At 37.1% G+C, this 12,812-nt stretch carries 13 protein-coding genes and 1 riboswitch; of the genes, 3 read left to right on the plus strand and 10 right to left on the minus strand.

Translation table 11 applies throughout. The features are described from left to right. Positions 1-296: 296 nt before the first annotated feature. Positions 297-1,772 carry an amino acid permease gene (locus HMPREF0877_RS06745; protein ID WP_040760867.1) on the minus strand — a complete coding sequence of 492 codons (1,476 nt, stop codon included), beginning with the start codon at positions 1,770-1,772 and terminating at the stop codon, positions 297-299. Between the two features lie 95 nt (positions 1,773-1,867). Then, positions 1,868-2,045: riboswitch (Lysine riboswitch) on the minus strand. A gap of 174 nt (positions 2,046-2,219) precedes the next feature. Here HMPREF0877_RS06745 and HMPREF0877_RS06750 point away from each other — a divergent pair. Next, on the plus strand, positions 2,220-2,867 hold the full coding sequence (locus HMPREF0877_RS06750) for a hypothetical protein (protein WP_002828560.1): 648 nt from the start codon (positions 2,220-2,222) through the stop codon (positions 2,865-2,867). Between the two features lie 165 nt (positions 2,868-3,032). On the opposite strand, the gene HMPREF0877_RS06755 is transcribed toward HMPREF0877_RS06750, so the two are convergent. The 5 genes from HMPREF0877_RS06755 to mreD form a co-directional block, all read right to left on the minus strand. Further along, positions 3,033-4,700: a formate--tetrahydrofolate ligase gene (locus HMPREF0877_RS06755; protein WP_002828561.1), complete on the minus strand. Its 1,668-nt coding sequence runs from the start codon at positions 4,698-4,700 to the stop codon at positions 3,033-3,035. Positions 4,701-4,928: 228 nt separating this feature from the next. Then, on the minus strand, positions 4,929-5,762 hold the full coding sequence (locus tag HMPREF0877_RS06760) for an amino acid ABC transporter substrate-binding protein (protein ID WP_002828562.1): 834 nt from the start codon (positions 5,760-5,762) through the stop codon (positions 4,929-4,931). Further along, on the minus strand, positions 5,759-6,409 hold the full coding sequence (locus HMPREF0877_RS06765; protein ID WP_002828563.1) for an amino acid ABC transporter ATP-binding protein: 651 nt from the start codon (positions 6,407-6,409) through the stop codon (positions 5,759-5,761). Before HMPREF0877_RS06765 ends, HMPREF0877_RS06760 begins: the two co-directional genes overlap by 4 nt. 12 nt (positions 6,410-6,421) lie before the next feature. Then, positions 6,422-7,066 (minus strand): amino acid ABC transporter permease, encoded by a 645-nt coding sequence (locus HMPREF0877_RS06770; RefSeq protein ID WP_002828564.1) that lies wholly within the window; start codon positions 7,064-7,066, stop codon positions 6,422-6,424. Positions 7,067-7,396: 330 nt separating this feature from the next. Beyond that, positions 7,397-8,017 carry a rod shape-determining protein MreD gene (mreD, locus tag HMPREF0877_RS06775; protein WP_002828565.1) on the minus strand — a complete coding sequence of 207 codons (621 nt, stop codon included), beginning with the start codon at positions 8,015-8,017 and terminating at the stop codon, positions 7,397-7,399. 152 nt (positions 8,018-8,169) lie between these two features. On the opposite strand from mreD, the gene HMPREF0877_RS06780 reads away from it, so the two are divergent. After that, a complete protein-coding gene (locus HMPREF0877_RS06780; protein ID WP_002828567.1) occupies positions 8,170-8,796 on the plus strand; it encodes a carbonic anhydrase family protein in 627 nt (208 codons plus the stop codon). 61 nt (positions 8,797-8,857) lie between these two features. On the opposite strand, the gene mreC is transcribed toward HMPREF0877_RS06780, so the two are convergent. From mreC to HMPREF0877_RS06795, 3 genes are all read right to left on the minus strand, one after another. Then, complete coding sequence (gene mreC, locus HMPREF0877_RS06785) at positions 8,858-9,703, minus strand: rod shape-determining protein MreC (protein WP_040760871.1); 846 nt, start codon at positions 9,701-9,703, stop codon at positions 8,858-8,860. Between the two features lie 126 nt (positions 9,704-9,829). Then, entirely contained in the window at positions 9,830-10,834 is a 1,005-nt protein-coding gene (locus HMPREF0877_RS06790; RefSeq protein WP_002828570.1) for a rod shape-determining protein, read from the minus strand. An 83-nt stretch (positions 10,835-10,917) separates the two neighbouring features. Beyond that, positions 10,918-11,352, minus strand: a complete 435-nt coding sequence (locus HMPREF0877_RS06795; protein ID WP_002828571.1) for a JAB domain-containing protein — start codon at positions 11,350-11,352, stop codon at positions 10,918-10,920. 111 nt (positions 11,353-11,463) lie between these two features. Here HMPREF0877_RS06795 and HMPREF0877_RS06800 point away from each other — a divergent pair, with 111 nt between their 5' ends. Continuing rightward, entirely contained in the window at positions 11,464-11,808 is a 345-nt protein-coding gene (locus HMPREF0877_RS06800; RefSeq protein ID WP_002828572.1) for a VOC family protein, read from the plus strand. Positions 11,809-11,952: 144 nt separating this feature from the next. Here the strand turns inward: HMPREF0877_RS06800 and HMPREF0877_RS06805 are convergent, their stop codons facing one another. Further along, positions 11,953-12,798, minus strand: a complete 846-nt coding sequence (locus HMPREF0877_RS06805; protein ID WP_138075705.1) for a hypothetical protein — start codon at positions 12,796-12,798, stop codon at positions 11,953-11,955. Positions 12,799-12,812: the final 14 nt, after the last annotated feature.

Here is a 12,812-nt window from a genome sequence, read left to right on the forward strand (position 1 = left end):
ATCTGCAATCATTGTACTATTTATCACTTTCTTTGTATACAAATTCAACTTCTCATTTGTTTCATCAGTAGAACACTTTTCATCCCTTATCAAAAGGAACCTTTTCATATTAACTAATAAAGCGCTAACATGAATTTGAATATATTTTGTGATTTTTTTATATAAAAAAAGAAGTTGGAACAAAAGAATTTGTTCCAACTTCTTTTTGCTAAAAATGTATTAATTATCAGCATGAAAGTTTGATAGCATAAACGTGTTTCAAAAGTTTGAAGCCTCACTCTCCGTGAGATATTCATCTAATCTAATGGTCGTGCGTGCGTTTCTAAATCAACTTCTGTCAACTTACGCAACTTTGTGTGGTGCTTTATTTTGTAACCAAAATACAACACAATGAACAATGGTAATGCTAAGTAAGTTGTAATAATTCCTGGCCAGTTCCAATCAGCAATCGAACCCTTAAATGATGCTGTATCTTGCCCAAGAACAACAACAATCGATAATACCAACGCAACAATTGGTCCAAATGGGAACCATTTTGCTTTATAACGTAATTTATCAACATCTTTCCCTTGCGCAACAAATGCACGACGGAAACGGTAATGAGAGATAGCAACCCCGATCCAAGCAATAAATCCTGTTAACCCAGAAGCAGCAACTAAGTAATAATACAAGCCTTGACCAAAAATTGATGTCACGTACGTAAACAAGCCAACAGCTACGGTTGCCAGTACTGCAGGTACAGGAATTCCCGTACGAACATTCACACGTTTAAAAATCTTTGGCGCCATACCATCAATGGCCATTGAATAAAGCATACGAGTAGATGCATATAGCCCTGAATTAGCTGATGATACCACTGCCGTCAAAATAACTGCATTCATAATTGAAGCGGCTGCTGCCAATCCCGCAGATTTAAAGACCAACGTAAATGGCGATACTGCAATATTTGTTTCACTTGAACGCAATAGATTTGGATCTTTATAGTAAATAACTGCACCAATAACGAAAATCGCCAAGATATAAAATAGTAAGATTCGCCAGAAAATTTGCTTAACTGCAGCAGGCACTGACTTTTCAGGTGTCTCTGACTCGCCAGCTGTAATACCAACCATCTCAGTTCCTTGGAATGAGAATCCAGCAACCATAAATACTGACAAAATACCACCAAAACCACCGATAAATCCATGATGGCCACCAGCAGAAAGATTCCGGGCAATATCTGGCTGCTTAAACATAATTCCTAAGATAGTCATTAATCCAACAATCAAAAATGCCACAACAGCGATAATTTTGACCATTGCCATCCAAAATTCAGTCTCAGCATAAGCTTTTGCGGACAATAAATTAATCACTGTGATCAAAACCAAGACAATTGTTGACCAAATCCAACTTGGTACATCGGGCAACCAGAATCCCATAACAACCCCCACGGTAGCAGCTTCTACAGCTACTGTGATGGCCCAATTAAACCAGTAATTCCATCCCATCGCAAACCCAAATGCTGGATCAACAAAGCGATCTGCATAAACTGAGAACGAACCTGAAACTGGCATATAAGTTGCCATTTCTCCTAGACTGGTCATTAGGAAATAAACCATTACGCCAATCACGGCATAAGCGGTTAAAGCTCCTAACGGTCCAGCCTGAGAAACTGTTGCTCCTGATGCAACAAACAACCCTGTTCCAATCGTCCCACCTAATGCAATCATTGAGAGATGACGCGTTTTCATCGTCCTTTTCAAATGACCCGTCTGTTGTTGATTATCTGCCATAATTCCTCCTAAACAAAGGCCTAACGCATTTAAAAACAAAAAAAATCCTAGTTTACACATCTATCGTATAAACTAGGAACTCATTAGTTTTTAGTATTGTCGATAGCTCTCCGCAGCCGACTATTTTGCCGCGACAGTCCGCACACTATTAATGTACACACCAACAATGAATATTACCACACTCATCATTTCGGCAACCGCCCCTTTCGTCTAAAATCCTAACCTGTCAGCTCCTTTAGACTAATTTTGTTGGTTGCAACCTCTATATCCTATTTAATTTGTACCATAAATATACCTGAATTCATTTTACTTTGTCAAGTTATATTTTAGGTAAAGTAAAAGAGTCATTAAGCATTGCCTGTATCCATGGGTTATTTATTACAAACATGATAAAATTACCATAGTTAAACATCTAAAATTTTTAGATGGTCAAAGGAGTACGGGCTTATGATTATAGCTAAATCACGCACACGTTTTCTGATGCTAATGCTTAGTTTGATATTATTTATCGTAATTTCAATACTAACTTATAGACATCAGAGATTTTTGCACACACTCTCACAAATTGATCATTCAATTGCAAGAGCTGTGGTGCCTACTTGGTTAGAAAACATCATGAAACCAGCCTATATTTTTAGTCATGGGTTACTTGCTGGTTTACTTATATTTGTCATCGCATTCTTTTTATGGGGATTTAAATTTAAAATACCCGCAACTTGGATTTTATTGACCAGTTTAAGTGGTTGGCTATTGATTAACGTTCTTTCATTATTCTTCAATTTAGAGGTTAATGGTACAAAAATAGTTTATCCTGCTCATACAACATTTTTTATGACCTTGTTAATTTCTTATGTACTATTAATTATCATCCCAGAAATTCAACATAACTTTTTACAATTTGTTTGTCAGACTTTGTTACTACTTTGTTGGATAGGCACGTTTATGATGACCCTTTTAGCACCCAACTCTAATGTTGCATCTGCAATTGCCGGCTGGTTCTTAGCTATTGCTTGGCTACAGTTTTCGGAAAATGTTTACCGTATATATGCAGCGGACTTATATCGTCGAAAAGGATTTAGTAATTCATGGTACTGACCTTTATTCAAACAGACTGAAATGAAACATACGTATCTTGTATATTGAAAGGGGACATTGATCTACCACTTCATAAAAGTTGGTAGATCAATGTCCCCTTAACTGTGTTCTAAAATAATAACCCCTTATTGTGAGTACTAATTAGGGCTGCTTTCTATTCTTTATTTAGTTTAATCCAGTTATTTGGCCGTCACTAGCAATATCTATGTCAAGCGCTGCTGGATGTTTAGGCAGTCCTGGCATAGTCAATATTGAACCAGTTAGTGCAACTAAGAAACCTGCGCCTAACTTAGGTATAAATTCACGAATATGGATATCAAAGTTTTTGGGTGCCCCGATTCGTTTTGAATCATCAGTCAATGAATTTTGAGTCTTTGCCATAATAATCGGTAACTTATCCCAACCATATTTTTTGAATGTTGCCAATTGTTTTTCGGCTTTACCAGATAAGACAGCTTTATCACCACCATATATTTCCTGTACAATGTGATTAATTTTTACAATTGCCTCATCCTCTGGTTGATAAAGTGGTTGAAAATTCTGACTTTCAGCCTGCTCAGTTGCTTGCACAACACCAGTAGCTAGGTCTTGTGCACCTAAACCACCTTGTCCCCAAACATCAGCAACATAGGCCTCAACACCCAGACTTTTCGCATAATCATTAACTAGTGCAAGTTCTTCCTTCGTATCATGCGTAAATTGATTTATCGCAACAACTACCGGTACACCATATCGTTTCATGCTTTTTATATGTTGACCCAAATTGACAAGTCCTAGCTTCAAAGCAGATAGATTAGGTGTTTTTAAATTCTGCTTGTCTTCACCGCCATGCATCTTTAATGCACGAACAGTGGCAACAATGACAATCGTATCTGGTACTTTTCCTAGTAAGGGTGCCTTAAAATCAAGGAACTTTTCGCCTCCTAAATCAGCACCAAAACCAGCTTCTGTCACTACATAATCAGATAATTGTAAGGCCGTTTTAGTTGCTAAGATCGAATTCGTTCCTTGTGCAATGTTAGCAAATGGGCCACCATGAATAAGTGCTGGTGTATGTGCCAAAGTTTGGACTAAATTAGGTTTGATTGCGTCTTTTAACAAGGTTGTGATAGCACCTGCAACACCTAAATCAGCTACCGTCACAGGATTTTTATCATAAGTATATCCAATCACAATTTTTGAGATTCGCTGCTTCATATCAGTTAAGTCACGAGACAACGTTAAGATAGCCATTAACTCAGAGGCAACTGTAATGTCAAAACCATCTTCACGTGGCACACCAGATGTCGGACCACCTAGACCAATCGTCACATGACGTAATGCCCGATCATTCACATCTAGTGCTCGTTTCCACAAAATACGTCGTGGATCAAGATTTAATGGATTACCCTGATACAAACTATTATCAATTAGGGCAGCCAATGTATTATGTGCACTGGTTAATGCATGAAAATCGCCAGTAAAATGCATATTAATATCTGCCATCGGAACCACCTGCGAATAACCGCCACCAGTGGCACCACCCTTTAGTCCCATAACTGGTCCCAAAGATGGTTCACGCAATGCAACCATTGTTTTATGTTTTTGATGCATCAACGCATCGGCCAAACCTACTGTAACAGTAGACTTACCTTCACCAGCAGGTGTGGGATTAATGGACGTTACTAAAATCAGTTTACCTAATTTATTCTCTTGTGATTGCTCACTAAGTTGCACCTTCGCCTTGTCACGACCATAAGGTTCCCATTCCTCCGGTTTTAAGCCAACCTGTGAAGCAATTTTTTCAATTGGCCAAACATCAGCGGATTGTGCAATTTCAATATCTGTTTTCATCCCAACTATTACCCCTTTATTACTTACTATGACACATCTCTAATTTATACCACTTAGTCTACTTGCTCTTTCATATAATCTCAATATCTTTTTTTAAATAATTAAACATAACTGCATCATAAATAACTTTTGTACGCAAAAAACCACCAATCTATCCATAATTTGGTAGATTAATGGTTTTAAATGTGTGCTACAAAATTAACATCATTTTTCGCACACCCACTTAATTTATTTATTATCGGTTCCAAAATATCTTTGTGATATTTTGTCAATCGTTCCGTCCTTTTTAACCTGCGCAAGTGCCTCGTTAACTTTATTACGCAAGGTAACATCCCCTTTACGCATACCAACGCCGTACGAATCCGTACCAAAATTCGTTTGAATTATTTTGAAGGCTTCAGGATCTTTCTCATGCGCAATATAATAACCTGCATAATCAGCATCAATTAATACAGCATTTAATCGACCAACCTGTAAATCATTCAGCGCCTTATCAAAGGTATCATACTGTTGTGCATCAGACCCAACAATTTTTCGCAAGCTATTCCCTTTTTCAGTATAAGTTAATAATCCTGATGAACCTGTTTGTGCACCTAACCGCTTACCCTTTAAATCAGACAACTTATTAATTTGCTGATTTTTCATAGTAACAATAACTTGGCGATCATGGTGATACGGATTTGAAAATGCAACTTTTTTCTTTCGATCACTATTAATCGTGTAGCCATTCCAAATCATATCAATATGACCAGTCTTTAATTCTGTCTCTTTCATCGACCAATCAATAGGTTGAAATTTTGCTTTTAGTCCAATTTTCTTCAAACTAGCCCGAGCCAAATCAACATCATACCCAATTAATTTACCACTTTTATCGCGGAAACCCATAGGAACAAAGGTATCATCGACCCCGATAACAACTGTCTTATCAGCTGTTACTTGACGCCAAGTATCTTGACTATGAACTGATCGATACCAAAAGAAACCACCAATTAAAGCTAAGACAATAATAACAAGACCATTACCAATAATTTGCCGTCGCCAATTAATTTTAGACTTAATCATAGGTTTCCTCCTCTTAAGACGTCCGTACCAAAATCAAAAGTTTTATCAGCAACCGCCTGTGCAAGCGGTAAATCGTGAGTAACAATTAGTTGCGTAACACCCTGTTCTTTCAGCTGTTTAATGACCTTAATCACACGCTCTGTCGAACCCGCATCTAGCCCTGATGTTGGTTCATCATAGGCCAAAATTCCTGGCTTCATTGCAAGCGCTCGGGCAATTGCGACACGTTGCTTCTGACCACCAGATAATTGAAATGGGTACTGATTAATTTGTTCTTCTAACCCTAAATTAGTTAATAATTCGTCTGCGATATTATTGGCTTCTTTTTTTGACAATTTTTTAACAAGTTGTGGGGCTAATGTCACATTTTCCTTGACTGTATACTGTGGAAATAGGTTAAAGTCTTGAAAAATGACACCCACTTGTGCACCTTGACGATCACCCGAAATATTTAATGATTCATTATTTAATATCAACTCCCCACGATCTGCTGGCAATAAGCCGGCTAGAATACGCAAAAATGTTGTCTTACCAATACCTGAAGGACCAACGATACTTAAAACATCACCATCATTTATCGTTAAATCCATTCCCTTAAAAATCACACGATCGCCAAAAACTTTTGCTAAATTTTTAATTTCTAACATAATGCTTACCCCTTAACGATAATAGTTCAATTTACTTTCCGTACGACGTTGAATAATCGTTGCCAAAGCAATCAGTACCAAATACACTAACCCGACCAACAAATATGGAACTAATGTCACATCCCGAGAAGCTGCTATATTTCCGGCACGCATCAAATCACCTAATCCAATGACATAAACCAATGAAGAATCCTTGACCAGGTTGACCACTTCATTCCCCATCGATGGCATCACAATTTTGAATACTTGTGGCAAAACAATTTTGCGCATTGTTTGAAATTTACTTAATCCTAGTACTTTTGCACCATCATATTGACCATCCGGGATACTTTGAATACCACCACGGAATATTTCGGCAAAATAAGCTGCATAATTTAAAATAAAGGTTACTACTGCTGCTTCAAATCGTGGCAAAGTCATAATATTCGCTAAACTTAATCCATAATACACAAATACGATTTGTAGTAACAAAGGTGTCCCACGCATTATCCATACGTACGCATTCATAACCCACTTCAATAAGTAAATATCTGATCGCAAAGCTAGCGATACTAGAATTCCCAATGGCACTGACCCAATCAATGTTAATACAAACACACCAATTGTCATTTTCAAGCCACTTAGTATGCTTGGTAAAATCTGTATAATATAGTCCATCTGCAATAATCTCCTTAATAAATAAAAAAGTCCTCAAGCAATCACACAGATTGCTTGAGGACGATTACTCGTGGTTCCACCTCAGTTTAATTAACCATTACTAGCTAATACTCTAGTACCATTGATATCAAATGGCACTCATGGATAACATCATGACACGGGAACGATTAGGCTCCGATAATCTTGGGTGTGGTTCATCTAGTACCTTGGTTACTTTTCAGCTTCAGCGTAACTCTCTTTAACAAGATAACAAGACTACTCTTCCAATCAAATCTTTTTTATAAATAACTGTTTACAACAATATAAATTAAAACAAATCATAAGTCAATCTTATTTTGAAATATTTCTCTGAGAACGTGATTTCAAAGCTAAGCGACTATTCAAATCACGAAGTGTGACATCATAAGATGAAATGTCTGGTTTTTTGGTTGCATTATACAAATACGTAATAAAATCATATACAACAATGAATAGAATTAAATTAACAATAATTGTTGGGAATAAATGGAACATAATAAAATTCGGTACATTCAAATTCACCAAACTAATAATGCCAAACGCCGCATAATCATATACCATGTATGCTGTCAATGTGACGAACCAAACAGCTAATGACGATGAGAAACTGTAAGATAAATATCCTTGAATAAATTCTGCTAAACGAAGAATTAGCAAAAAGCCAATTATTGCTGGGCCGATAATGCCAGTATAAAAAATGTCAACTAACATACCTGCAAACAGTGCAATAAGATACAACCACTTACGCTTAATTTGTTGTGCATATCCCGTCATAACAGGCATCATCACAACTATTAGTGAGAGCATTGGGCTTGCCGACATCGGTTGTTTAAATAGTAATGGTGCCAAATATAATGATATCCCGCCATCAAGCATAATGGCAATGATAACTAAAATAAAATGAATCCATGTGGTACTTATATATTTCAGCATAATTATTCTCCATAGTCGTTACAAAATTGGTAACTACATTATAGTAGCCTGATTTTAACTACCCCGTCAACTAATTTACAATAAAAAATTCCTGTAATAAAACATATTAGACTGCTACACTTAAGAGAGTATGGTTTATAAGGAGAAATAACATGGAAAAATTAGATTACGCAGCACAAGATAAATGGCCACGTGTTTCTGGCAACATGCAATCACCTATTGCATTATCTGATGATCTTGTCGTTAAAAATGATTTTCAAACAGCACTATCCTTCAATTACAATCACATTGCGAATTATGTACGAGATACAGGTGCGGGCATTGAGGTTGGTTTAAAAGGGCAGGCCCAATTAGGAAATCGTCCCTTTTCACTTAAACAATTTCATATTCACACACCTAGCGAACACACAATCAATCAGCAATCATATGATGCTGAAATTCATTTCGTACACGAAGCAATTGATGGTCGCCTAGCAGTTGTTGCAGCGGTTGTTAGGGCCGGCAATGCATCTGCAACATATGATGCTGTCCTACAACACATGAATGAAACGACTAACTTTGAAATACCAGTCAATGACATTATCCCTGAAGATAAGGAATATTATCACTATATTGGTTCATTAACCACACCACCTTTAACTGAAAATGTCGAATGGTATGTACTAAAAACACCAGTTACACTCTCACAGGAGCAAATCGCTAATTTGATGATATTTTACAGTCATAACAACCGTGATTTACAGTCATTAAACGATCGGACAATTGTTTCTTCAAACTAAAAGTAAATTGCTTAATATATAAAAAGAGATCAAATTAAAATTTGATCTCTTTTTATATTATCTAAGGAATAGCAACACTTACAACCGGAATATTATTAAAATCAGTTGCTGGTTTGATATAAATTTTCTTTGACAACCCATAGTTATCACTTCCAACCTTCTCAACCTTACCAACATACAATCCAGATGGTGTTATACCACCAAGTCCACTAGTTGTAACCAAATCACCTTTCTTAACTGAGACACTTGATGTAATTTGACCCATCACAATCAGATTTTTAGATTGATTAAAACTAGTTATAATCCCATCGACTGTTTCTCCGGCACTGTTTTGCACACGAATAGCAAATCGATCTGAAACTTGGCTATTGTCTGATAGAAGTTCAACCTTGGCATTGGTTGTATTTACTTGAGTAATCCGTCCAATAAGGCCACCAGAACCCATCACAGATAGTCCCTTTTTCAGTCCCGCATTGGTACCTTTATCAATAATCAACTGCGTTTGCCAATTACTTGGTGACCGTGATGTAACAACCGCATTAACAACCTTATAATCTGTCAATGTGTCGCTTATTTTAAGTTGATCTTTTAATGCACGATTTTCTTGTTGCAAGACTTGCAACTGAACTTTTGTCTGAGCTAAATCATCAACCTTTTTAGTTAATCGATCATTTTCTTGGTAGGTATTCATCAACTCATCAATTGAATCAAAGCCACCTTTAATTGCTCTTATTGGGGCATTCACAATATTAGAAGTCCAACCTGATACATCCGAGATAACTCGGACTGGCAAAGAAGGTTCTTTTTCTGAATTGTGGGCACGTGCACCTAATGTGATTGCACCAATCGCCACAATGACAACAATGACACCAATCACTAGCCGACGTGATGTAAAGATATTCTTCATCTTAAACATGCCTTTCGTTTATCTTGTTTTATCATACTACATGAGCTTTTACCTATCAATTCTAGCATGTATGAATAAACTACCCTGAAAATAACGGCAGGTAGTTACTACTTTACAAGTTTCGGCTTAATTATTTTTTAAAACATCAATTGACTTTAAAGCTTCACCTGTACCAATAACAACCGCATCTAATGGTTCTGGTGCAACAAAGACCGGCACTTTGGTTGCCTCTGCAATCACTTCATCTAAATGAGCTAATTGCGCACCACCACCAGTCAAGACAATACCACGGTCAATAACATCAGCAGCAATTTCAGGAGATGTTTCTTCCAAAGTTTCTTTAATAGCAACAATCACTTCAGCAATAACATCTTTAATAGCATCAGCAACATCACTCGCCTTAATTTCAATCGTCTTTGGCAAACCAGTTACCAAATCTCTTCCGCGTGCAGTGGTACCTTCCATATCTTCAGATGCCTCAACATCTGCCGAACCAATTGCCATTTTTAGCCGTTCTGCCGTTTGCTCTCCAATTAATACTGAGTACTTTTGACGTACATAAGTCATAATTGCTTCATCAATCTTATCACCAGCCATTCTGATCGAACGTGATGAAACAATACCACCAAGTGAGATGGTTGCAACATCTGTCGTACCACCACCTAAATCAACAACCATTGATCCAGTTGGCTCCATGACTGGCAAGCCAGCACCAACAGCTGCTGCAAAGGGTTCTTCGATAACATAAGCATCACGAGCACCAGCCACACGAGCAGCATCAATGACAGCACGCCTCTCAACAGCTGTTACCCCTGAAGGCACACCAATCGTAACATATGGTTTTGCACCACGAGTACCTAATGCCTTACCTAAATAGTACTTCAGCATTGCTACTGTCGTTTCGTAATCAGCAATGACCCCGTCACGCATTGGCCGAATAGCCGTGATTGAACCAGGTGTCCGTCCAAGCATCTCTTTAGCAGCAGTACCAACGGCAACAACTTCATTAGTTTTTGTATTCCGTGCAACAACAGAAGGCTCACGAAGAACGATTCCTTTACCTTCAATGTATACTAACGTGTTAGCTGTTCCTAAGTCTATTCCAACATTTCGAGTTCCAAATGAAAACACAGCACTTTCCCTTTTCTTTTTTTATTTTTGATAATTCTAACCATGTACTTTAAAAAGTACCATGCAATTTCTTACTAAGTTTATCACATGTTGTCGACCTTAGTCCATAAATCGATTAGTGTTTCTAGCTCAACTTTGGGTAATAAATGTTCTGTCCGATAGCTTCGATATCCTTTTGTCGAAATGATCATAAAATCCAAAAAATGAACCTGCATAATCTGACTACACATGGCCATTTGAGACATTGCTGATTTGTCCGCAGATGATGCATTCAAATTGCCACTAGGATGATAGTGGCACAAAATAAAACCATATGCATTAGTCGCCACTAAATGTCGAAAGACATCACGTGGATGAATGCTCACGCTATCTAAAGTACCCAATGCAACTTGATAGATCTCAATAATTGTCATTTGTGTTGTTACAGCAACTACCCAACAACCTTCCTGTGGTGAATGGGCATAACGCTGCATTAATAAATCACCTAGCTGCCTCACTGATATAATTTTAATTGTCATAAATTGACCTCCTAAAACAAAGACGTTTGCTAAATGACTTTTGTCGTCATTGTTTTAATTCTAGGCGTATAATGAATAGTTGATAAATTAAAAAATATTGAGGTGTAACAAATGCGAGTTAGAAAATTCAGCCCTTTACAAATTCCAGCAAAAAATGTACCCAATGCGGTACGATTTTATCGTGAGGTATTTGATTTACCAACTGAATTTGGTATAAACGAATCAAGACATTTATACTTTGACCAACATGCTATCGTGTTTACAGAAGATCCAGCTGCTGAGCCAATTACTGTTCAGGTCGTTGTACGTGACCATCGTGAATCAGTAGAAAATCATTTTATTAATTACGAAGTCAAAGAATCAAAACCTGCAGCAGAAAGTGATGATGGTCGACACATAATTTTTTATCTTGACGACATTGACGGCAATCATATCGAAGTAATTGCTAATAAGTAATTCTGTCAATTCACCACAAACATAGCAGTAATATACTAAAAATTCGGAAAAATTAAAAAACTACCATAATATGTAAAGGGTCAGCAATTTACCACTTCATCGAAGTTGGTAAATTGCTGACCCTTTAAACGTGTTCCAATTAGTTTATTTATCATAAACTGTAGAAACATAATTTTGCCAAGCGCGTAATAAATCTTGTCCATTTTCAAACATATCATGCATTTTCAATTGCTCAACTACTTGTATGTCTGTCTCAGCATTTTCCCATTGATGCTTCACCAAATGATCTACCAAACTAGACCACCAAGCAAAACTCATCGCATCCCGTGGCTGTTCCACCATCCATGAAGCAACCTCATTGAAGATTTCTCGGTGGAGCTGCTCTTCTCCTAATAACATAACTAAAAATTTAGCGGTCATTGTGTTAAGCAATTCCATTGTATGATGTGACCAATGTTTAGACCAAATAATTGTTAAATAATCAGCAACTCTTTCCACTGGAATATCAGTAATTATTGGAGCTAGCAACGCGACATCCATTTCTCGCCAAATTGTAACTGCTTCAAAAGAATCAATTAGAATTTTTTTGGCAATTTGCGCATGTTCATCAGGAACAATCTGTGCATGCAGAACATCTGCAAGACTGGCCACGCGTAAATAACCACGGGCCATCGTATTACGAAACAAATGATAACCGCGACGACTAATATCTTTTATATCATCAACCGCATGTTTTTGATTTGCCTCTTGTAAAGCAATGATTAATCCTTCAACAGTATCAAATCCATTGACTAGTTCTGTATTTACTTCTGTTCCCGTTAATAATAAATGACTCATCAGTGAAATAAATCCTTCAGCTGGTAAGTCATTTTCATTATTCAAATACCGATAATAGCGATTACGGCTAATGCCAATATTTGCTAATTCACGAACAGGAATATCATTAGCTTGACGAATAGCATTAATTCGGTCGCGATTAATTAAACTCATGTGGCTATCCCCTA

It is taken from the genome of Weissella paramesenteroides ATCC 33313 (genome assembly GCF_000160575.1).
Taxonomy (GTDB): domain Bacteria; phylum Bacillota; class Bacilli; order Lactobacillales; family Lactobacillaceae; genus Weissella; species Weissella paramesenteroides.